General features: G+C 59.3%; 25 protein-coding genes. 10 read left to right on the top strand and 15 right to left on the bottom strand.

The window, feature by feature from the left end; all coding sequences use genetic code 11:
• Nucleotides 1–81 precede the first annotated feature (81 nt).
• Complete coding sequence (locus M0814_RS19930) at nt 82–1,380, bottom strand: mechanosensitive ion channel family protein (protein ID WP_003222682.1); 1,299 nt, start codon at nt 1,378–1,380, stop codon at nt 82–84.
• Nucleotides 1,381–1,571: 191 nt separating this feature from the next.
• Here M0814_RS19930 and M0814_RS19925 point away from each other — a divergent pair, with 191 nt between their 5' ends.
• Complete coding sequence (locus M0814_RS19925; RefSeq protein WP_103484444.1) at nt 1,572–2,912, top strand: DEAD/DEAH box helicase; 1,341 nt, start codon at nt 1,572–1,574, stop codon at nt 2,910–2,912.
• Between the two features lie 62 nt (nt 2,913–2,974).
• Here the strand turns inward: M0814_RS19925 and M0814_RS19920 are convergent, their stop codons facing one another.
• The 3 genes from M0814_RS19920 to M0814_RS19910 all read right to left on the bottom strand — a co-directional run bounded on the left by M0814_RS19920 (nt 2,975) and on the right by M0814_RS19910 (nt 4,708).
• Nucleotides 2,975–3,574: a hypothetical protein gene (locus M0814_RS19920; protein WP_103484445.1), complete on the bottom strand. Its 600-nt coding sequence runs from the start codon at nt 3,572–3,574 to the stop codon at nt 2,975–2,977.
• A 12-nt stretch (nt 3,575–3,586) separates the two neighbouring features.
• Entirely contained in the window at nt 3,587–4,171 is a 585-nt protein-coding gene (locus M0814_RS19915; RefSeq protein ID WP_103484446.1) for a papain-like cysteine protease family protein, read from the bottom strand.
• A 261-nt stretch (nt 4,172–4,432) separates the two neighbouring features.
• Nucleotides 4,433–4,708, bottom strand: a complete 276-nt coding sequence (locus tag M0814_RS19910; protein ID WP_103484447.1) for a hypothetical protein — start codon at nt 4,706–4,708, stop codon at nt 4,433–4,435.
• 177 nt (nt 4,709–4,885) lie between these two features.
• Here M0814_RS19910 and M0814_RS19905 point away from each other — a divergent pair, with 177 nt between their 5' ends.
• On the top strand, nt 4,886–5,158 hold the full coding sequence (locus tag M0814_RS19905) for a hypothetical protein (RefSeq protein ID WP_103484448.1): 273 nt from the start codon (nt 4,886–4,888) through the stop codon (nt 5,156–5,158).
• 177 nt (nt 5,159–5,335) lie between these two features.
• A complete protein-coding gene (locus M0814_RS19900; RefSeq protein ID WP_103522422.1) occupies nt 5,336–5,638 on the top strand; it encodes a hypothetical protein in 303 nt (100 codons plus the stop codon).
• 81 nt (nt 5,639–5,719) lie between these two features.
• Here the strand turns inward: M0814_RS19900 and M0814_RS19895 are convergent, their stop codons facing one another.
• Nucleotides 5,720–6,454, bottom strand: a complete 735-nt coding sequence (locus tag M0814_RS19895; protein WP_103486561.1) for a thioredoxin family protein — start codon at nt 6,452–6,454, stop codon at nt 5,720–5,722.
• A gap of 175 nt (nt 6,455–6,629) precedes the next feature.
• Between M0814_RS19895 and M0814_RS19890 the strand changes: the two genes are divergently transcribed.
• Nucleotides 6,630–7,022, top strand: coding sequence for a hypothetical protein (locus tag M0814_RS19890; RefSeq protein WP_003222699.1), 393 nt, complete (start codon nt 6,630–6,632; stop codon nt 7,020–7,022).
• 114 nt (nt 7,023–7,136) lie between these two features.
• On the opposite strand, the gene M0814_RS19885 is transcribed toward M0814_RS19890, so the two are convergent.
• The 3 genes from M0814_RS19885 to M0814_RS19875 all read right to left on the bottom strand — a co-directional run bounded on the left by M0814_RS19885 (nt 7,137) and on the right by M0814_RS19875 (nt 9,194).
• A complete protein-coding gene (locus M0814_RS19885) occupies nt 7,137–8,006 on the bottom strand; it encodes a DUF6279 family lipoprotein (RefSeq protein WP_103486560.1) in 870 nt (289 codons plus the stop codon).
• 71 nt (nt 8,007–8,077) lie between these two features.
• Nucleotides 8,078–8,797 carry a TorF family putative porin gene (locus M0814_RS19880; protein ID WP_103486559.1) on the bottom strand — a complete coding sequence of 240 codons (720 nt, stop codon included), beginning with the start codon at nt 8,795–8,797 and terminating at the stop codon, nt 8,078–8,080.
• Between the two features lie 208 nt (nt 8,798–9,005).
• Nucleotides 9,006–9,194, bottom strand: coding sequence for a hypothetical protein (locus tag M0814_RS19875; protein WP_016985943.1), 189 nt, complete (start codon nt 9,192–9,194; stop codon nt 9,006–9,008).
• Between the two features lie 350 nt (nt 9,195–9,544).
• Here M0814_RS19875 and M0814_RS19870 point away from each other — a divergent pair, with 350 nt between their 5' ends.
• The 3 genes from M0814_RS19870 (at nt 9,545) to M0814_RS19860 (ending at nt 12,005) form a co-directional block, all read left to right on the top strand.
• Nucleotides 9,545–10,381: a S1-like domain-containing RNA-binding protein gene (locus M0814_RS19870; protein WP_003222709.1), complete on the top strand. Its 837-nt coding sequence runs from the start codon at nt 9,545–9,547 to the stop codon at nt 10,379–10,381.
• 45 nt (nt 10,382–10,426) lie between these two features.
• Entirely contained in the window at nt 10,427–10,831 is a 405-nt protein-coding gene (locus M0814_RS19865; RefSeq protein ID WP_103486558.1) for a DUF2177 family protein, read from the top strand.
• 241 nt (nt 10,832–11,072) lie between these two features.
• Nucleotides 11,073–12,005 (top strand): DMT family transporter, encoded by a 933-nt coding sequence (locus M0814_RS19860; protein ID WP_103486557.1) that lies wholly within the window; start codon nt 11,073–11,075, stop codon nt 12,003–12,005.
• Here the strand turns inward: M0814_RS19860 and M0814_RS19855 are convergent.
• Complete coding sequence (locus M0814_RS19855; protein WP_103486556.1) at nt 11,950–13,131, bottom strand: MFS transporter; 1,182 nt, start codon at nt 13,129–13,131, stop codon at nt 11,950–11,952. The genes M0814_RS19860 and M0814_RS19855 overlap by 56 nt on opposite strands.
• A gap of 104 nt (nt 13,132–13,235) precedes the next feature.
• Between M0814_RS19855 and M0814_RS19850 the strand changes: the two genes are divergently transcribed.
• Complete coding sequence (locus M0814_RS19850) at nt 13,236–14,129, top strand: LysR family transcriptional regulator (RefSeq protein WP_027614570.1); 894 nt, start codon at nt 13,236–13,238, stop codon at nt 14,127–14,129.
• 142 nt (nt 14,130–14,271) lie between these two features.
• On the top strand, nt 14,272–14,400 hold the full coding sequence (locus tag M0814_RS29105; RefSeq protein ID WP_003184145.1) for a PA1414 family protein: 129 nt from the start codon (nt 14,272–14,274) through the stop codon (nt 14,398–14,400).
• A gap of 202 nt (nt 14,401–14,602) precedes the next feature.
• Here the strand turns inward: M0814_RS29105 and M0814_RS19845 are convergent, their stop codons facing one another.
• The 6 genes from M0814_RS19845 to speB all read right to left on the bottom strand — a co-directional run bounded on the left by M0814_RS19845 (nt 14,603) and on the right by speB (nt 20,187).
• The gene (locus M0814_RS19845; RefSeq protein ID WP_103486555.1) at nt 14,603–14,851 is read right to left on the bottom strand and encodes a phosphopantetheine-containing protein; all 249 of its coding nucleotides are present in this window, start codon (nt 14,849–14,851) and stop codon (nt 14,603–14,605) included.
• Nucleotides 14,852–14,893: 42 nt separating this feature from the next.
• Entirely contained in the window at nt 14,894–15,619 is a 726-nt protein-coding gene (locus M0814_RS19840; protein WP_103486554.1) for an MBL fold metallo-hydrolase, read from the bottom strand.
• A gap of 86 nt (nt 15,620–15,705) precedes the next feature.
• Entirely contained in the window at nt 15,706–17,085 is a 1,380-nt protein-coding gene (locus M0814_RS19835; protein ID WP_003222714.1) for a sodium:solute symporter, read from the bottom strand.
• Nucleotides 17,086–17,239: 154 nt separating this feature from the next.
• Nucleotides 17,240–18,748 carry a cytosine permease gene (locus M0814_RS19830; RefSeq protein WP_103486553.1) on the bottom strand — a complete coding sequence of 503 codons (1,509 nt, stop codon included), beginning with the start codon at nt 18,746–18,748 and terminating at the stop codon, nt 17,240–17,242.
• A 55-nt stretch (nt 18,749–18,803) separates the two neighbouring features.
• The gene (locus M0814_RS19825) at nt 18,804–19,226 is read right to left on the bottom strand and encodes a nuclear transport factor 2 family protein (RefSeq protein ID WP_003222716.1); all 423 of its coding nucleotides are present in this window, start codon (nt 19,224–19,226) and stop codon (nt 18,804–18,806) included.
• A gap of 10 nt (nt 19,227–19,236) precedes the next feature.
• Nucleotides 19,237–20,187 (bottom strand): agmatinase, encoded by a 951-nt coding sequence (speB, locus tag M0814_RS19820; RefSeq protein WP_003222717.1) that lies wholly within the window; start codon nt 20,185–20,187, stop codon nt 19,237–19,239.
• A gap of 340 nt (nt 20,188–20,527) precedes the next feature.
• Between speB and M0814_RS19815 the strand changes: the two genes are divergently transcribed.
• Nucleotides 20,528–21,421, top strand: coding sequence for a LysR family transcriptional regulator (locus tag M0814_RS19815; RefSeq protein WP_007956593.1), 894 nt, complete (start codon nt 20,528–20,530; stop codon nt 21,419–21,421).
• Nucleotides 21,422–21,423 lie beyond the last annotated feature (2 nt).

The following is a 21,423-nucleotide window of genomic DNA, read 5'->3' as shown; positions in this document are numbered from 1 at the left end:
GCGGTGCGTCATTCAACGATTATGTTGACTGACCTGACGCCTTCGCGAGCAAGCCCGCTCCCACAGTTTTGATCGGTGGGGTTACATGAGGTGTTTTTGCGGTTCTGGAATGTGCGCTGAACCCAACACCGCCGGCAACAACCCCGTCCGCAAATCCCCGCCACTCGGCTGCTGATACAGGCTCAAGCCAAACTCCGGCAGCACCGCCAGCAGATAATCGAAAATATCCCCCTGAATCCGCTCGTAGTCGGCCCACACCGTGGTGGTGGTGAAGCAGTAGATTTCCAGCGGAATGCCCTGCGCCGTGGTCTGCATCTGGCGGACCATGCAGGTCATGTTCGGCTGGATTTCCGGGTGGCTCTTCAGATAGGCCAATGCGTAAGCGCGGAAGGTGCCGATGTTGGTCATGCGCCGGCGGTTGGCCGACATTGCCGCCACATTGCCCTGCGCCTCGTTCCACGCCTTGAGCTCGGCTTTCTTGCGGGCCATGTAACCGGTCAGCAGGTGCACCTGGGAGAGTTTTTCTTCTTCATCGTCACGGATGAAGCGCACGCCGCTGGCGTCGATGAACAGGCTGCGCTTGATCCGTCGGCCGCCGGACTGCTGCATGCCGCGCCAGTTGCGGAACGATTCGGACATCAGGCGCCAGGTCGGGATCGAGACGATGGTCTTGTCGAAGTTCTGCACCTTGACCGTGTGCAAGGTGATATCGACCACGTCGCCATCGGCGCCGACTTGCGGCATTTCGATCCAGTCGCCGACCCGCAGCATGTCGTTGCTGGTCAGTTGCACGCTGGCGACGAACGACAGCAGGGTGTCCTTGTAGACCAATAGAATCACCGCCGACATCGCACCCAGACCGGAGAGCAGCAACAGCGGCGAACGGTCGATCAGCGTGGCGACGATGATGATCGCACCGAACACGTACAAGACCATTTTCGCCAGTTGCACATAGCCCTTGATCGAGCGGGTGCGGGCGTGTTCGGTGCGCGCGTAGATGTCCAGCAACGCATTGAGCAGGGCGCTGACCGACAGCAGCAGGAACAGGATGGTGAAGGACAGCGCCACGTTGCCGAGGAAGGTCATCGCGGTTTTGCTCAGTTCCGGTACCAGGTGCAGGCCGAACTGGATCACCAGCGACGGCGTCATCTGCGCCAGACGCTGAAACACCTTGTTGTGGCGAAAATCGTTGATCCAGTGCAAGGCCGGCTGACGGCCGAGCATGCGGCTGGCATGCAGGATCAGATAGCGCGCCACTCGTCCGAGGACCAGCGCGATCACCAACAGCAGCATCAGCGCCAGGCCGGATTGCAGGAACGGGTGCTGTTCGAGGGCACCCCAGAGGTCTTGGGCGTTGAGCCAGAGCTGTTTGAAATCCATGTGAGCAACGATTCTTCTGTAAGACGCGATAGGCGATTAGAGCATTTAAGACGCTGTGTATTACCGTTGGAGACAAATCGAGCAACAAAAAAGCCACTGATTACGCCCGTTTGTATAAAGAAACTCGGCCTGAGCGCTCGAAACCGGTAACCTATGCAGCTGTTTTTTTGCATATCTTCGAGGTAGCACCCGTGTTTTCCCAATTCGCCCTGCACGAACGCCTGCTCAAAGCCGTGGCCGAGCTGAAATTTGTCGAGCCAACGCCTGTGCAAGCAGCGGCCATTCCGCTGGCGCTCCAGGGGCGTGACCTGCGGGTGACGGCGCAAACCGGTAGCGGCAAGACCGCCGCTTTTGTCCTGCCGATCCTCAACCGCCTGATCGGCCCGGCCAAGATTCGCGTCAGCATCAAGACCCTGATCCTGCTGCCGACCCGCGAACTGGCCCAACAGACCCTTAAAGAAGTTGAACGCTTCTCGCAGTTCACCTTCATCAAGTCCGGCCTGATCACCGGCGGTGAAGACTTCAAGGTGCAAGCGGCGATGCTGCGCAAGGTGCCGGACATCCTGATCGGTACCCCGGGCCGGATGATCGAGCAACTCAACGCCGGCAACCTCGACCTCAAGGAAGTCGAAGTGCTGGTGCTCGACGAAGCCGACCGCATGCTCGACATGGGTTTCGCCGAAGACGTGCAGCGTCTGGTCGACGAATGCCCGAACCGTCAGCAGACCATGCTGTTCTCCGCCACCACCGGCGGTTCCGGTCTGCGTGAAATGGTCGCCAAGGTGCTGAACAACCCTGAGCACCTGCAGCTCAACGCGGTCAGCCAACTGAACTCGACCACCCGTCAGCAGATCATCACCGCCGACCACAACCAGCACAAAGAACAGATCGTCAACTGGCTGCTGGCCAACGAGACTTACCAGAAAGCCATCGTCTTCACCAACACCCGTGCCATGGCCGACCGCATCTACGGCCGTCTGGTGGCTCAGGAATACAAGGCGTTCGTGCTGCACGGCGAGAAAGACCAGAAGGATCGCAAACTGGCGATCGATCGTCTGAAGCAGGGCGGTGTGAAGATCCTGGTAGCGACCGACGTCGCGGCCCGTGGTCTGGACGTTGATGGCCTGGATCTGGTGATCAACTTCGACATGCCGCGCAGCGGCGACGAATACGTGCACCGCATCGGTCGTACCGGCCGCGCCGGTAACGACGGTCTGGCGATCTCGCTGATCTGCCACGGCGACTGGAACCTGATGTCGAGCATCGAGCGCTACCTGAAGCAGAGCTTCGAGCGCCGAACCATCAAGGAAGTCAAAGGCACCTACGGCGGGCCGAAAAAGGTCAAGGCCTCGGGCAAAGCCGTCGGCGTGAAGAAGAAAAAGACCGACGCCAAGGGCGACAAGAAGAAAACCGCCGCCAAGACCCCGACCAAGCGCAAGAGCGCCAACCGTCCGAAGCCGGATTCGCTGGTGAGCAGCGACGGCATGGCCCCGCTCAAGCGTCGCAAGCCGGCTGAGCCAGCGGCTGAGTAAGGCGTTTTCGCAGGCAATAAAAAACCCGGACAGTGTCCGGGTTTTTTTATGCGCAGGGTTTATCAGTTCCCCAACTGTCCGCTGGTATCCGCGTCAAAGCGCTGTTTGGCGCGATCTGCCGCCGGTTTAAGCAAGCCGAGCAGCGCGGCTTCGCTGTACAACCGCGAGTCGCCCAGCTCTTTCGGCGTCGGCTCGATCGGGATCAGTACATCCTCACCGTCAGCGTGCAGCCAGATCGCCACGACGTGCAGCGCAGAGACAAACAGCACCCGTAGTTCAACGGTTTTGCCCTGCAATTGCGGCGCCTGTTCCGCCAGTTTCAGCGCGCCCACGGTGTCGGCAGCCCGGGTGCCGTGGTTCAGCGAAGCGAACTCGACATGGCCACGCACCTCGGCCAGTTGCGCATCGGCAATGCTCACGCCGTCGGCAAAAACCAGGTAATGCCAGTCACCGATGCGTGCGTCTTTCAGACCCTTGCCATGGCTCAGATCGTCCAGCGTCAGCGAGTAGCCGCGATAGGCTTCGCTGAGGCTGACTTTGGCCGGTGTCGCATTGGCGAACTGGCGGTTGATACCGAAGCCCTGGTTTTGCAGCGCGGCTTGCAGCACCGGACGCAAAGTCTGTACGCCGTTGGAAGGCGCCTTTGGATAAGTCAGTTGCATGATGTCGCCCTCCTAGTTTTTCGCGGTGAAGTAAGTGTGAGTCCAGTTGCCGCCGCCGTTGTACGAACCGGGGAACGCGTTCAGCGCGCGAGTCGAGTAACCGTAGATCGAGTCGGCGACCAGCACGTAGTTGCCGTTGGTGCCGTAGATCGCCAGGAAGTGCGCGCCACCACCGTACCAGGCGCAACGCAGGCCGACCGGGCGACCCATGTTGATCTGGTTCTGAATGGCCGACATCTGCAGCGAACCCTGATTCATCCCGTTGTAGCTGCGGGTGGTTTGCAGGGCCGAATCCAGATAGCCGTAGACGTTGCACGGACCTGGCTGGTTGCAGCAGTTGCGATCCAGTTGGGTGCTCGCGACCCCGCACTGTGTCCAGTTCCCGGTGCCGTAGTAGTTGCCAACCGAGGCGGAAACGGCGGCCCAGCACCAGTTGGTCTGCGTCTGTTTCTGCATGGTGAAGTTGAGATTGGCAGCGGCCAGTGCCGCAGTTTGCGCAGTGGCTTCAACCTCGACCAGTTGCGGGTCGAGCAGGTGGTCGACGAGGCACCTTGGCAGGCTCTCGCCGGTGAACGATGTTGCTTGAGTGGTTAACATTTTTTCAGTCCTCCATGAATGAAAACAAGCGTCCAGCTTGTGATTGTGTTGCAGTATTGCCGAGCGATCGGTAGTTAACGGTTTTCATCTGCGATGAACGGTGCCGATCTCCTTGCTCGATGTAACCTTAGTCTGGATATGCGTTTGTGCAAGAAAATAAATGCACAAATGCATTTTCAAGGGTAAAAGATCGCAGCCTGCGGCAGCTCCTACAGGGTTCGGTGCAGGAGCTGCCGCAGGCTGCGATCTTTAGATCTTGCTTTAGCTTTCGGTTTTTTTCTCGGCCGAATCCAGCTCTTTCAAGCGCTGATCAATCAACTGGCATTTGTCCGGTAAATCCGCACTGGCCGTGCCCAAGTCCATTTTCTGCAACTCGGCGTTGATCTCCTTGGCCTTGGTGGGGTTCTGCGCGGTGAGCTTGGCGACTTCCTTGGCCAGTTGTTCGCGCTTGGCGGCGGCTTCTTCGGGCGTGCAGGCCCAGACGGGCAGGGCGCAGGCGAGGGTGGTGGCGAGGGTGAGCTTGATCAGGGTTTTCATGGGGGCGGGCCTCCGTTCCGGGTAAGGCGGGTTAATCGGTGGAGGGGTTTGGGCGGTGAAAAGTTCAGTGACAGTGTTTTTACCAGCCCATTTGAAGTGACCGAACGGTTGCGATCCCCCCTGAAAAGTAGCCTTCTTGAGGAAAAGCCGCTCGCCTGTCGCAACGAGAGCTCAAACATGGACGTTCGCCAATACGCCTTCCTCGCTCGTCAGCCTTCTGCTGCCGTGAAAACCCGTGAGCATTTCTGGGGCATGCCCAAGCGCGGGCTGGCGTTTCTATTGGCGAACGTGATGTTCTGGCAACCGATGTGGGCGCAGGCCGACGGCATTGTCGTAGCCAACCCGAACACTTCGCTGGATCGGGCCGGTATGTTAGAAGAGCCGACGTTCACCCCGACCAAAGAGAAAGTGCATCGGGATTCCAGGCAGGCGGAGGCTGGTAAAGAATAGAGTGAAGGAAGCGCTCGACGATCCATCAAAAACAGTGGGTGTAACAACCGTCAGGTTCGTGCGTGAAGACCCAGGCTCAGTCCGTCCTGACGCGATGAGAGTTACTTACATAGTTGATGGGAAGGCTAAAACCGTAGTCTTTAAAAACGAGCCCCATCAAATTCCGGAGATTATTTAGTGGTTACTGAAGATATAAAAATTGTTCAGGAAATTTTCCAGGAAGTCGAAGCCGGTATTGTTCACGGCTACGATGCATTCAGCTACGGTGTGGAGTTGGGGGAGGGATACATTGAGACGGAACTGGGCGTTGAGAAAGACGGCGTGGAGGACTGGAACGTCGAGACCGACATAAATGACGCGAAAATTCTGCGTCTGGTAGGCGAGTTACAGGCTAACGCAGACAAGCGCGGCGAGCCGTGGAAGTCCTTTGTCCTGTCTTATCGCGAAGGCGAACAGGTCAAAACAAAATTCAACTATTAGACGGTGATGCGTACTCCAGGCATCCAGGATGCAGCGGGCGGTATTGCCGGCCGCTGCCTTTCCTTTCCTTTGATTTGCTGATTATCTCTGGTGGCAGCAACTCGAGGCTTTTTCATTTTCATACCGATCATGATGCCGCACCCACTCCATGATCTCGTCCTCATTCCTGCCCTTGGGCGTGAGGTCGAGGTAGTTGTAGGCACCGACCAGCATGTCCAGACCGCGGGCATAGGTTGAGTAGGTGTGGAAAATGTCGCCCTTTGCATCACGATAAAACACGCTGAGGCCGGGTATTTCTTCCTCGGCACTGTCAGTCTTTTCGTAGTTGTACGTAGCCTTTCCTGCAGCGACATCTTCAGCGCGGGCACACACGCCAAAGTCGTAGTTGAAATCGGAACCGTCTGACGAGACCCAGTCGAATTTCCAGCCCATGCGCCGCTTGAAGGCCTGGAACTGTTCAAACGGTGCGTGGGAAACCGCGACCATTGCGATGTCGTGGTGGGCCAGGTGCAGATTGGCGCCGTCGATGTGGTCGGACAGAAACGAGCAGCCCTGACAGCCTTCCTCCCAATCCTTGGCAAACATGAAGTGGTAAACGATCAGTTGACTGTGTTTGCCGAACAGGTCGGCCAGTTTCAGCTCGCCGTGTGAGCCGTGAAATCGGTAGTCCTTGTCGACTTTGACCCAGGGCAACGCGCGGCGTTTGGCGCTGAGGCGGTCGCGTTCTTTGGTGAAGGCCTTTTCTTCGGCCAGATGTTGTTTGCGCGCAGCGAGCCATTCTTCTCGCGATACCACCGGATGATTCTCGACGTTCATGATGATTTCTCCTGCGGGGTTGAAACCGTCTTTGTCAGACTAGTCGTTTAACCCTCGAACAATTCGACAGACCGCCGGTCGGTCGCGGCGTGAAATGCGGCTGAACGGCGGCGACAGGCACCGGTCACAACCTATGACAGCGCCCCAAATCACGCGCACCGGAGGTTGAATCAGGATGACGACTTATAACTGGGATTTGATTGAACGCTTGCTGCATGAAGTGCAGAACAGTGCAGGCGAAAGTTTCGCGCCGCGAAAATATGCCGAGGACTATGCGGCGCAGAAAGCCAGTGCAGGCGAGCCGATCGAGAATCTGGATCACCTGAAAACACTGGCCTGCGAATATGAAGGCTTGTTGCTCGATCGTGGATTTATCGAACCGCGTCCGGATCATATGGGCAGTACCGGCAGCAATTTCATTCTGACGCCACGCGGATCAAGCCTGCTGAGCCTGATCGACAGCAGCATTCCCGGCAATGATCATCCGCGGCAGGTGCTGGACGAGCAGGAAGATGCGCTGGATGAGGCGACGTTTGATGAGGTGGCTTCAAAGGCGCAGATTGCCTGACAGGCCTTTTGTGGGAGCGGGCTTGCTCGCGAATGCGCTGTATCAGACACATAAATGGTGAATGACCCACCGCATTCGCGAGCAAGCCCGCTCCCACATTGGATTGGCATCCTATTAAGGTTTTTGTGCAGCCTTGAGGCACTTCAGGTCATTGAAGTCTTTACGCACCCCTTCGATTTTCTTGAGCAACCGCTGACGCTGCTGCGGCGTGCTCTGCGCCATCAAATCAACCGCCAGCGAGCGCGCCTGTGCTTCGGTGTTGGCGTAGGCTTTCTGGTAATCCGTTGTCCATAAACGCTCGCGATTGACCAGAAGTGTCTCGATCTGTTGTGGGAATTCCGGGCTTTTACGCTGGGCAACGGCCGCGCTGAACTGTTGCTGCCAGTGCGCGCGGTTGGCGATCCATTGGGTGTTCTGCTCGCCTAGCGCGGTTGACCAGGCCATCACCCGTTGTTCCTGAGTGACGCTCAACGGACCAAGCCAATCGGTGAGGCGCTTGTCCATGCGCGCAGCGCGTTCGGCAATCTGTTGCGCTAGCGGTGGTTTGACGTATTCCTTTTCACGCTTGCGCAGGTCCTTGGCGAACGCGTCGTTCATTTCCGCGACCTGTTTATCGTCCAGCCCTTGCAGCAGTTCGATGGCCGATGGCGTGATCTGGCGTGCGGTGTCGGCGATGGCTTTTTTCGCTTCTACGGTTCGCGCTTGCAGTGCCGCGTCTGTCACCTGATTGGTTTCGACCATCGCTTGCAAGCGATCCAGCCAGTCGAGGTAGCCCGGCAATTGCGTGGTGCAGTGCCAGTTCAGGTGCTCCTTGAGGCGATCGTTGAACCAGTCTTTTTGCTCGCTGGTCATGTCCAGATAGTCGCCAAGCGTCCATGGAATGATCACGTCGAGATTGCGGTAGGCCAGGCCGACGCGACTGCAGGCGCCGAGGGCGAGGGTGAAGATCAGCAGGGTGGCGAGGTGTTTGAACCAGCGAGACATGAGCGAATCCTTGCGAGAGCCTGGCGTCTGATTCTTATGTGAACGCGGGAGGCTGCCGGCAGTTCAGCCGATCAATAGAACGCGCGTTCGGCCTTGAGCGTGACCAGCCCGTCGCACTCGCTGTTTTGCCCGGAGTAAGCCGAGCAATCGCTGCCGCTGAGGTTGGAATTGCTGTAGATCAGGTCGAGATCGACGCCCATGAACGGCCGGGAAAATTTCACCGACCAATCGGTAAAACTGCTGACATAACCACCGTCCACCGACACGGGCGTGTTCAGTTGGTGGGTGGTGTATTTCATGCTGATCCCGATGCCGAACGGCTGATTGCCGCCGAGGTCGGCGAACAGCGTGTTGTTCTGTTTGTCCGGGTCGTTGCTCACGGCGACGCCGAAGCGGCTGCCGAGCAGGGTCAGGCCGCCGAACAGCTCCTGGCTGTCGAGGGTGTCTACTTTGGGATAACTGTAGTGGATCAACCCGACTTCATAGCCGAGGGTCTGATCGAAAGGTTGTTTGAAGCCGACGTAGGAGTCGATTTCGAGGTTCTTGCCCGGTGTGAGGCCCATGCTCGGTGCGTACTGGCCGACATACAGGCCGCTGTCGTGGCTGAGGTCGAGGCCGCCGTGGAACGAGCCGACTGCCGCCGGCTTGACCAGGCCTTGGGCCATGCTGCGGCTAGGCGTGGTGCCGAGTTTTAGGTCGAAGTCGCCGAGCTCGCGCTGGAAAATCTGCGCGTGCGCAGTCGAGCAGACCAGCAGGCCTACCAGCAATAAACAGGAAGTGGGTTTGAGCATGCGTCACTCCATGAACAGCGAGGGCAAGGCATTGAGCCTGCTGAAACGCTTGATCCAGACGCGTGCAAGGATACCGGCGAATACTCGGCAATGATGGCCGTTCGTCGATTTTCAAAAGATTTGTTAAACAGAATGGAGGGTATTGCGCGGGTGCCAGTCCAGACGCTTCGAAACTCAAAGCGCCTCAGGACGGGTGTATTACCGGGTGTTACTTCTTGCCCAGGCTGATCTGCTTGGACGGACCGAACGTCTGGCCGCTGACGCCTTTGGCAATTTGCTGGATTTCGCCGCCGGACTTGAGGAACGCTGCGATTTGATCGTTGATCGATTCGCTGGTTTCAACGGCTGGAGCTGGCTTTGCTTTGCTGGTGGATGCTTTTACACGCATGGCGGCCATTAACCTGTAGAAAAGTAACTCGGCCAGGCATCGTACAGGAATAACTTGACAATTGCTTGATAAATATCCCCGGGAATAACTGAGCGCGTGGGTGGATTATTCTCGATTAATTATTCGAAATATCCACCTAAGCCACTGTTTTAAATAAGAACATTTATTTGCCATCAGTGAAAACATCCTGCGCGAAATGGCGCGGCCGGTGCTGCGCTGGTCTGACGAGTGGCAGCCCGACCGTGCGAGACCCAGGAAAATCAAGGTGTCCCGTGGATTTTCCCGAACGGGTTGCTCAGCCAGCGAACGAAACCGGCAAAACCGGGTAGAATGCCGCCACGCAATGAGGGTTTTGGAAAATGGCTTTAGTCGGGCGTTACAACAGTTTGCAAGTGGTTAAACACACTAACTTCGGTTTATATCTGGACGGCGGTGCCGACGGCGAAATTCTTTTGCCCAACCGTTATATCCCTAAAGATATTCCCAGCGAAGATGAAGACTGGCTCAACGTTTTTATTTATCTGGACAGCGATGACAAACTTATCGCTACCACTGAAAAACCAAAAGTTCAGGTCGGCGAATTTGCCAGTCTGAAAGTTGTTGAAATCAACAGCATCGGCGTGTTCCTCGATTGGGGCCTGCCGAAGGACCTGTTGCTGCCGTATTCCGAAGAGAAGCGGCAGATGACCGCTGGTGAATATTGCGTGGTGCACGTCTACCTCGACAAACACACCCGCCGCATCACCGCGACTGCACGTCTGGATCGCTACCTCGACAAGACCCCGGCCAACTACAGCGCCGGGCAGGAAGTTGATCTGCTGGTGGCTGAAGCCACCGACATGGGCTTCAAGGCGATCATCAACAACAAGCACTGGGGCTTGATCCACAAGAATGAAATCTTCAAGTTCATGCGTTCCGGCATGCGCGAGAAGGGTTACATCAAGGAAGTGCGCGCCGACGGCAAGATCAGCCTCAGCCTGCAACCGGTGGGTCAGGAAGCGGCCAGCAGCCTGAGTTCGAAGATCCTCGCCAAGTTGCGCGAAAGCAACGGCACGCTGGCCATCAGCGACAAGAGCGATCCGGCGCTGATCAGCAGCATGTTCGGGGTCAGCAAGGGCAACTTCAAGAAGGCCATCGGTTCGCTGTACAAGGAAGGCAAGATCGTCATTCACGCCGATCGCATTGAACTAACCTGAGCCTCGCGTAGCCCATGTTGCATGGGCTCACTTGAGGTCGGTTAAATGAAAAAAGCGTTGATTGCCTATGGCACCACACTGGTGGCGTTTCTGTTGCTCGATGGCATCTGGCTCGGCGTATTGATGGCGCCAACCTACCGCGAGCTGCTCGGTTCGCTGATGCTCGAAAAACCGCTGCTGTTACCGGCAGCGGTTTTTTATTGCCTGTATGTTTTCGGCTGTGTGCAGTTTGTGGTGTTGCCGGCGGTCAGTTTGCAGTGGGCCGCGACGCGGGGTGCTTTGCTGGGGCTAGTGGCGTACGGCACTTATGACTTGACCAACTGGGCGACATTGCGCGGGTGGTCGGTGCAGGTGAGTTTGATGGATTGGGCGTGGGGGGCGTTTGCGACGGCTGTTGCCTGCACGGTCGGTTTCCTGGCTGCGAAGCGATTTGTGAGGTCAGCTGCGTAATCCTGGTTGTCTGGGCCGACGCCTTCGCGAGCAAGCCCACTCCCACAGGGGGAATGCGTTCTACTGTGGGAGCGGGCTTGCTCGCGAATGGCGGCGCAGCCGACGGCCATTCACCGCTGACGTTACTGACGCAGACAAAGTCTTTTTCAGACGGCTTTTTTTGCCCGAGTGATTGATAATCCCCGACACAGATTTTTGACCAGCGGATGGCTGCCATGTTGTGTGTGTTCGAGGTGTTGCGGTGAGTGTCGAGCGGCGCAATGCCGACGGTTTTGCCTTGCAGGTGATGATCGGCCTGTGCCTGATCTGGGGCGTGCAGCAAGTGATGATCAAGTGGGCCGCGCCGGACATCGCGCCGGTGATGCAGGCGGCCGGGCGTTCGGGGATTTCCGCGTTGCTGGTGGGTTTGCTGCTGTGCTGGAAGGGAGGCTGGGATCAGGTCGGCAACACCTGGCGCGGCGGACTGCTGGCCGGTGCGTTGTTCGGTCTGGAGTTCTTCTTCATCGCCGAAGGCCTGCAGTTGACCACTGCCGCGCACATGTCGGTGTTCCTCTACACCGCACCGATTTTCACTGCATTGGGTGTGCATTTCCTGTTGGCCAGCGAACGCTTGCGACCGCTGCAATGGCTGGGGATTCTGCTCGCTTTCATCGGTATCGCGATTGCTTTCGCGGGTGGCGTGTCGTGGGACAACCTCGACCGGCGCATGCTGCTGGGCGATGCGTTCGGGGTCATTGCCGGTGCCTGCTGGGGCGCGACCACTGTGGTGGTGCGCGCTTCGCGGCTATCGGAAGCGCCGGTGACCTTGACCTTGTTTTATCAATTGATCGTCGGCTTCGTCGGCCTGCTGTTGATCGCGCTGTTCAGCGGCCAGATCACTCACGTCAGCCTGACCACCGTGGCGGTGGCCAGCGTGTTGTTCCAGGGCCTGGTGGTGTCGTTCTTCAGTTACCTGACCTGGTTCTGGCTGCTGCGACGCTATTTGGCGGCCAATCTGGCGGTGTTTTCGTTCATGACGCCGCTGTTCGGCGTTACCTTTGGCGTGGTGCTGCTTGGCGAAGAATTGAGCATTAACTTCGTCATCGGCGCGGTACTGGTGTTGCTCGGCATCACCTTTGTCAGCGCTGAGCAGTGGGTGCGTCGGCGTTTGCGCAAAGCCCTCGGCCAGCACTGACCGATTGCAGCGCCAGCCCGCCGGCAATCAGCAGACCGCTGCCGGCAATGATCAGCGCCGGTTGCAGACCACCGCTGAAATGGCTGCTCAGCGCCGCGAGCAACGGGCCGCTGAGCTGGCCGACGGCGAAGCACGCGGTCAGCAGCCCGGCGTTGCGCTGCGTGGTGTGGGGCGCCAGTTCTCGCGAACGTTGCATCACCAGTTGCATGCAAGCGAGGAACGGCATGCCGCACAACACCACCCCCAGCGCCAGGCCATAAGCGCTGCCCAACAGACAGGCGAAGACCCCGAGCGCCTGCAACCACAGCGTTGCGGTCAGCCAATGCCGTGTGGTGTTCGGGTCGTGGCGACGCAGACTCACCAGCAACACACCGATGGCGGCGCCGAGGCCGAAGCACGGCCAGAACAGATCGGCCTGCCATTGCCCATGAAACTGCGCGTTGGCCATCTGCGAGAGGAACGTCGCCGGAATGATGTAACCCACGCCGTACAGCGCATACACCGCCGCCAGTCGCGGGATACCGCGATTCGCATGGCTGACGTTGAGGGTGGCGACCGGCGTGTGCACGCCCGGTTGCGGCAGGATCCGCACGATTCCCAACAACATCACCAGCGCCACGGCGGCATAGATCAGCCACAACGTGGCAGACGTCTGGTTCAACAGATGTGAGAACAGTGCCAGCAACCCTGTGAGAAAAATCCCCAGCCCCGGACCGGCGAACACCAGCGCACCGAGCCGTGGCCGGCCTGCCGCCGCTGCCAGTGGTTGACTCAGCGCCGTGATCATCACCAGCACCCAGGCACTCGCCACCCCGGTGCCAAAGCGCAGCAGTAAATGCGCCCAGAAGCCGTTGGCCCAGAACGACGCCAGGGTCAGCAGCACGCACAGCCACAACCCGCCATGCAACCGGCGCTGCACTTGCTGCGGACGGTGCGCGAACATCGCATCCACCGCGCCCAGCAGATAGCCGAGGTAGTTGGCCGCGGCGATCAGACCAGCGGCCGTCAGGTCGACCTGGCCTTCGCTGAGCAGGTGCGGCAGTTGCGGGGTGAGGGCGAAACGCCCGATGCCCATGGCCATCATCAGGGCGACGAAACAGGCGGATAAGCGAATCAGTGGCGACATGGTCGGGATTCCTTTGGAGGAGCAATGACCGTCAGGCTAGAACCGATTGACTTTCTTTAAAATTGAATAATAGTGAGTAACTTGTTCTGTAATGGAGAATGGTTGTGGAATTCAGCCAATTGCGGATCTTTCAGGCAGTGGCCGAGGAAGGTTCGATCACCCGCGCCGCCGAGCGTCTGCACCGGGTGCCGTCCAACCTGTCGACCCGGCTCAAGCAGCTGGAAGAGCAATTGGGTGTCGAACTTTTCGTCCGCGAGCGTCAGCGTTTGCAGTTATCGCCTGCGGGAAAAGTCCTGCTGGACTACACCGGCAAACTGTTCGCCCTGCGCGATCAGGCCAGTGCGGCGGTGATGGGCGGGCAACCGGCGGGGGATTTTGTTCTCGGTACGCTTTACAGCACCGCGGCAATCCATTTGCCGGCGTTGCTCGCGCGCTATCACAAGCAATACCCGGCGGTGAATCTGCAAGTGCAATCCGGGCCCAGCGGTGAGTTGCTTGAAGGCCTGGTCTCCGGGCGTCTCGATGCGGCGCTGGTGGACGGCCCGCCACAATTGGCGGGGATCGACGGCGTACCGCTGTGCGACGAGCGTCTGGTGCTGATCAGCGAAGCCGATCACCCGCCAATCCGCAGCGCCAAAGAGGTCGAGGGCAGGGCGGTGTTCACCTTCCGCCATGGCTGCGCCTATCGCGCGCGACTGGAGGCGTGGTTTGTCCACTATCAGGCGGCGATGGGCCGGGCGATGGAGATAGAGTCCTATCAGGGCATGCTGGCCTGCGTGATTGCCGGCAGCGGCGTGGCGCTGATGTCGGAGTCGATGCTGGCCAGTCTGCCCGGGCGCGAAAGTGTCGCGGTGCACCCGTTGGCCGAGCCGTTTGCCAGTGCGACAACATGGCTCATGTGGCGCAAGGGCATGGTCGGGGCCAACCTCAATGCCTGGATTGAACAGCAGCAAGCGCTCTATCCCGTGGCATCCAGTGAAACCCGGCAGACGGCGTGAACCAATCGATCCGAGTTCTGTTCAATTCAGTAACAGATCATTGCGGATTTGGCCGAGCATTGCGTAGGACTTAGGACTATTATCAGTGCGAAGCGGCCTCAGAATTCCGGCCGCTCAGCACTACCCTGAAGGGGGCATGACGATGAAAGAGAAAATTCAGAACTGGCTGCACGATTTGGGTGTTGCCCTCGGCTTGATCGAACCGCCTCTGCAACCCGTTCCGATCCGCACCGATGACGAACAGCGCCGGCGTCAGCCTCGCCGGCGGTAAGTACGGCTCCATGTGAGTGACGCTTGTTGTGGCTAGGGAGCTTGCTCCCGCTCGGCTGCGCAGCAGTCGTAAGGTCACTGAACAAGGTCCGTCTGGCACAACTGGGCTGAATGGTTTTGGGGCTGCTTCGCAGCCCAGCGGGAGCAAGCTCCCTCGCCACAGGGTTTGAGCTCAGCCTGATGGTTGTATTTGGCAAACCCTCTCAATGCCTTCCAATCTCTAGCAAAAATCGACTCAGGTCATTCGCGGTCTTCGCGGTCTTGAGCATGTGATCCTCTTCGGCCGTGAACGCCGTCAGTCCGAACTCATCTTCCAGATGAAAGATCAGATCCTCGATATCTGCCTTCTCCAGCCCTAATTGCACCAGGCTGGTGTCGTCGTTGAATTCGCGGGAGTCCAGCAGGCGCTTAATGTATCGGTGCACGGCAGCACGCACGGCAGCTCTTCTCATGGCAGACAGTTTCGTTATTGTGTTGACTGATTACAGCAGGCCTCAAGCGTGTCGACGCAACCATTCGTCAATCATCGAACGCAAATGCCCCCCGGAAAAACTGCCGAAATGCCCGCCATGCACCGTGCGGATCGGCAGCGCCTGCAAGCGCCGCAGGCTGGTGGCGTAATCCTGCAGATCGGAGTGGTAGGCGTCTTCGATCAACGGCCCGTCGTAGATGATGTCGCCGCTGAATAACGTTTCGGTGGCCGCCTCATACAGGCTGATCCCACCCGGCGAATGCCCCGGCGTGTGCAGCACTTGCAGGGTGCGGTTGCCCAGATCCAGCACGTCGCCATCCTCGACAAAACCGGTGGCCGGTGCAGCCTTGACCCGGTATTCGGCGTAGCACAGCGGACAGTCCGGATGCGCGTCGAACATGTCGTCACCGACGAAGGCGCGGCTCAAGTCATTCTCACCATCCGGCGCGGCAAGAATGTCGGCCTCGGCGCGATGCACCAGACGTTCGGCGAATTCGTGATGCCCGGCGATGTGGTCGAAGTGGCAGTGACTGGCAACAGCCACCAGCGGCCGTTCGGTGATCCACGGCAATTGCTCGCGCAGGCTGACCAATCCCGAACCGCTATCCAGCAACAAGTCTTTGTCGCGGCCCTGAACATGCCACAGGTTGCAGCGGTAGAACGGTCGAATATACGGCTCATGAATCAGCCGAACTCCATCACCGAAACTCTGCACTTCAAACCACTGATCGCGCGAAACGATCTTCATAAGCCATTTTCTCCAGACGTAAAAAAACGGGTGTGGCAACCGACGCCACACCCGTCGAAGAAAGCATCAAGTCGTTACATCAGAGCTTAGATCGCACTCGCCACTGTCGCCGGGCGAGGGGAGACCAGGCTGACCACCACAAAACTCACCAGACCTACCGCAAGGCTGTAGTAGATCGGCGTGTTCGCATCCAGACCGTCCTTGAACATGAACAGCAGCGCGGTGGCGAAACCCAGGCCCATGCTGGCGATGGCGCCGGCGGTGGTCGCGCGTTTCCAGAAGATCGCACCGATCAGCGGAATCAGCATGCCGCCGACCAACAGGTTGTAAGCAAGGGTCAGGGCGCTGATCACGTCATTCACTACCAGAGCGATGCCGAGCACCACGACACCGGTGAGCAGGGTGAACAGGCGGTTGATCGCCAGGCTCGACTGTTTACCGCCACGCAGTTTCGGCAGCAGGTCTTCAGTCAGGGTGGTGGCCGCCGCGAGCAGGCCGGCGCTGGCGGTGGACATCATCGCCGCCAGTGCGGCAGCGATCACCAGACCACGAATGCCGTCCGGCAGCGACAGTTTGACGATGGCGGCGAAGGCGTTGTTGACGTTGTCCAGATCCGGGATCAGTACGTGAGCGGCCATGCCGATCAGCGCGCAGGCCAGGCCGTAGAGGATGCAGTAGATACCGGCGATGCTGCCGGCGTACTGGGCGACTTTGGCGGTCTTGACGGTGAACACCCGTTGCCAGATGTCCTGACCGATCAGGATGCCGAAGAAGTAGATCATGAAGTAGGTGATGATCGTGTCCCAGCCGATGGTGGTGAAGTTGAACGCCGCTGCCGGCAGCTTCAGCACCAGTTCGTCCCAGCCGCCGACGCGGTACAGGCAGATCGGCAACAGGATGAACATCAGGCCCACGGTCTTGATGATGAACTGGACGATGTCGGTCAGGGTCAGCGACCACATGCCGCCGATCGCCGAGTAGATCACCACCACGCCACCGCCGAGCAGTACCGAGATCCAGAATGGCAGGCCGAACAGCACTTGCAGCACGGTGCCGATCGCCAGGATCGAGGTCACGCCGATCATCAGCGCGTAGGCCAGCATGATCACCGCGCTCGCCGAGCGGGCCATCGGGTTGTAGCGTTTTTCCAGAACCTGGGTAACGGTGTAGATCTTCAGTTTCAGCAGCGGTTTGGCGAGGAACAGGTTCAGCGCGACGATGCCGCAACCCAGTGCGGCGCACAGCCAGAAACCGGAGATGCCGTGCACGTAGCCCAGACGCACGGTGCCGACGGTGGACGCACCACCGAGCACGGTCGCGGCCATGGTGCCCATGTACAGGCTTGGGCCCAGGTTACGCCCGGCGACCAGAAAATCCTCATTGGTCTTGGCCTTGCGCATGCCGTAGTAGCCGAGCAAAAGCATGCCGGCGGCGTAGATGAGGACGACGAATAAATCCAAAGCCATGATGGCGTGTCTCCGATTGTCTTTTTTATGGTGAGGCTGAATTCGATTTGCCCTTGTGGGAGCGGGCTTGCTCGCGAATGCGATCTGTCAGTCACATCACTGTTGAATGTGCCGACGCTTTCGCGAGCAAGCCCGCTCCCACAGGGGTTTTGCGTCAGGCGGCCTGACGCAGTTCAGGTTTTGCTACGCCTTGGCTACGGGCATCCGTGGGCCCGAACACTTCGCGCGGTTCCGGGAACAGGCTCAGCAGCGTCAGGTACACCACCGAGGCCAGCCCCAGGGTCACCGGCAGGCTGACGTCGATGCCGCCGGCCATCTCGCCCAGCGGACCAACGAACTGCCCCGGCAGGTTGACGAAGCACAGGCCGACCGCCGCGCTCGGGATCCACGCGCCCAGACCACGCCAGTTCCAGCCGTGGTTGAACCAGTAGCGTCCGCCTTGCTCGCCGCGAGTGAACACCTGCAGGTCATCCGGGCAGTAAAAGCCCCGACGCACCAGCAGGCCGATGATCATGATCACCATCCACGGGGTAGTGCAGGTGATGATCAGCACGGCGAAGGTCGACACGCTCTGCACCAGATTCGCCGCGAAGCGGCCGATGAAGATGAAGGCAATCGACAGCACGCCGATCAGCAGCGTCGCTTTCACTCGTGACAGCACCCGCGGGAATACGCTGGACATGTCCAGCCCGGTGCCATACAGCGAGGTGGTGCCGGTGGACATGCCGCCGATCACCGCAATCAGGCACACCGGCAGGAAGAACCAGCTCGGCGACACCGCCAGCAAACCACCGACATAGTTGTTCGCCGCGATGTAGTCCGGCGCCTTGATCGCGACGATGGTCGCGGTGCTCAGGCCGAACAGGAACGGGATGAACGTGGCGATCTGCGACAGCACCACAGCGGCCATGATCCGTTGCTTGGAGGTGTCACGCGGGATGTAGCGCGACCAGTCGCCGAGGAACGCCCCGAACGAGATCGGGTTGCTCATCGCGACCAGCGCTGCGCCGATAAACGCCGCCCAGAAACCCGGTTGCCCGAGGTTCACCGTGCCGGCGTAGTTCACATCGAAAGGACCGGCGAAGGCGAAGATGCCCAGCAGGAACAACAGGCTGGCGCTCCACACTGCGATCTTGTTCACCCACAGCAAAAAGCGGAAGCCGTAGATGCACACGGTCAGCACCAGAATCGCGAACAGACCGTAGGCCAGGCCCAGGGTCAGGTCGGTTTCCGGCAGACCGATCAGGCGTTTCGCCCCACCGATCAACGCATCCCCCGAACTCCACACCGAGAGCGAGAAAAACGCGATGGCGGTCAACAGCGACAGGAACGAACCGACGATCCGCCCGTGCACGCCGAAGTGCGCCCCGGAGGACACGGCATTGTTGGTGCCGTTGATCGGGCCGAACAGGCCCATCGGTGCGAGGATCAGCGAGCCGAGCAGCACGCCCGCCACAATCGCCCAGACGCCGGCCTGAAACGACAGACCGAACAGCACCGGGAAACTGCCGAGCACGGCGGTGGCAAAGGTGTTCGAACCACCGAAGATCATCCGGAACAAGTCCGTCGGGCCTGCGGTACGTTCGTGGTCCGGGATCTGTTCGACCCCGTGGGTTTCAATTTGCGTAAGGCTTTGGTCGTTGGCTTTGTTGTTGTTATTCATGATCAGCTCCGATCATAAAGGCGCGCTCATCGTGCGTGAGCGTCACCTGTTTTGGCTAAGGGGGTGGCAGCCCTTCCGGCATTGCGGACAAATGTTCATGGCAGGCCAGCCAATGGCCTTGTTGTTCTAGGCTCGACGCTTGTTTCTTGAAAACAATCGTCTCGCGCTCCTGGCTGAAATGTTGCTCCCCTTGCATGCGCAGCTCGGTGGCCACGTCATGGACAAACACCGCCACGTCACCTTGCAGGCTGACGAAAGCGTTGCTCGAAGTGCACGACAACACTTCGAAGCCATCCTCGGCGCGCCAGCTATCCCACAACGCCTGATAGGCATCGCGCGACAGCAGCGGCTGTTCGAGGGTGTAAAACACGAAACTTGCATCGGCGCTGAACGCGCCGAAATAAGCTTCGCGATCGTTGCGAGCGAAGGCGGACACCAGATCGGCAGCCGCTTTCAACACCTGATCACGTTCGTTCATGGCCGAACCCTCAGCGGTGGACCACGCCCGGCAGTACGCAGAGCATTTCGTACAGCAGGTTGGCGGCCAGCAGCGAGGTGTTGCCGGTGGTGTCGTAAGCGGGCGAGACTTCTACCAGATCGCAGCCGATCAGGTCGAGGCCCTGACAGCCGCGAACGATTTCAATCGCCTGAATGGTCGTCAGACCCCCGATTTCCGGGGTGCCGGTGCCAGGCGCCCAGGCCGGGTCGATACCATCGATGTCGAAGCTCAGGTACACCGGACCGCCGCCGACTTTCTCGCGCACTTCAGCCATCAGCGGTGCCAGCGACTTGTGCCAGCACTCTTCGGCCTGCACTACGCGGAAACCCTGATCGCGGCTCCAGTTGAAGTCGTCAGCGGTGTAGCCCTGTGCGCGCAGACCAATCTGCACCACGCGGTCGCAGTCCAGCAGACCTTCTTCGACGGCGCGACGGAAGGTTGTGCCGTGGGCGATTTTCTCGCCGAACATGTGATCGTTGACGTCAGCGTGGGCATCGATGTGCACCAGACCGACCTTGCCGTGCTTCTTGTGAATCGCCCGCAGGATCGGCAGGGTGATGGTGTGGTCGCCACCCAGGGTCATCGGGATCACGTTGTGCTCGAGGATGTTGTCGTAGGCTTCTTCGATGATGCGCACGGCGTCGAGCAGGTTGAAGGTGTTGATCGCCACGTCACCGATGTCGGCGACCGACAGCGAGTCGAACGGCGCGGCGCCGGTGGCCATGTTGTACGGGCGGATCATCACCGATTCGGTGCGGATGTCGCGCGGCCCGAAGCGAGTGCCGGGGCGCAGCGAAGTACCGATGTCCAGGGGCACGCCAACGAAGGCAGCGTCCAGGCCGGCAGCGGTCGGTACATGGGGGAGTCGGAGCATGGTGGCGATGCCGCCGAAGCGCGGCATTTCGTTGCCGCCCAGTGGTTGGTGAAGAATCTTGTCCACGGGTAGGGCCTCATCGTCTTTGTTTTATTTATGTCGGCGCACCGATGAACACAGGTTCGGACGCCGCTGTGGGGCCGATTCTGCGAAATGTAGTGCGGGGGAAGAATCGCTACGGGCAAAAACTTAGTTCAGATTTTTCTAAACTAATGCTGAGGCTGGAGATAGACTCGTCGCTGTTCGCCGGGGTGAACATGACGCCTGTGTGGGAGCGGGCTTGCTCGCGAATGCGGTGTGTCAGCAACATGGATGCCAACTGATACGACGCCTTCGCGAGCAAGCCCGCTCCCACAGGGACTGTGTCTCTTCGGACGCACCGAATGCTTCTTGTGATGGAGTAGACATGGCCAACGCTTTACCCGACCTGAAACTATTGCGCATCTTCGTCAGCGTGGTCCGGCATCAGGGCTTCGCCAATGCGCAACAGGAACTCAACCTGTCGACCTCGGCGATCAGCACCTACATGAGCCAGCTCGAAGCCGCGCTCGGTCTGGTGCTGTGCCATCGCGGGCGGGGTGGGTTCAGCCTGACCAGCAAGGGTGAGCTGTTCCATCAGGAAACCCTGCGCCTGCTGGCCGAGCTTGAAGGCTTTGAGCAATACGCCGCCGCGCTCAAGGGCGAACTGCGTGGCACGCTGAATCTCGGGGTGATCGACTCCACTGTCAGCGACAAGGCCTTGCCGTTCGCCGAAGCCATCGGCGCCTACAGTCAGGAACACCCGGCGGTGCATTTGCACCTGTCGGTGATGAGCCCCTACGAACTGCAACTCGGTGTGCAGGACAATCGCCTCGATCTGGCCATCGGTGCGTTCTCCACGCGCATGAGCGGTCTGGTGTACATGCCTCTGTACCGCGAACAGCACTGGCTGTATTGCAGCAGCCGGCACCCGCTGTTCAACGAGCGGCGGATTCCCGAGCAGGTCATCACTCAGCAGCGCATGGTCGGTCGTGGTTACTGGAGTCAGGCGGAGCTGGCGCGCCATGGTTTCAAGCACAGCGCGGCGACCGTGGAAAGTATGGAAGCGCAGCTGATTCTGGTGCTCTCTGGTGCCTACATCGGTTACCTGCCGGAGCACTACGCTCAGGCCTGGGCCGACAAGGGCGACTTGCGCGTGTTGCTGCCGGCGACCTTCGGTTATCAGGCGCCGTTCTCGATGATCATGCGCCGGGGCCGCAGCCGCGAACCGCTGATCCAGACCTTCCGTGATCTGCTCAAAGCGCAGTTGAATCAGGCGTAAAG

Source organism: Pseudomonas sp. MWU12-2020, from assembly GCF_023100605.1.
Classification (GTDB): Bacteria; Pseudomonadota; Gammaproteobacteria; order Pseudomonadales; family Pseudomonadaceae; genus Aquipseudomonas; species Aquipseudomonas fluorescens_H.
Note: the sequence above shows the minus strand (reverse complement) of the source record. Positions and strands in the feature narration are given on the sequence as shown.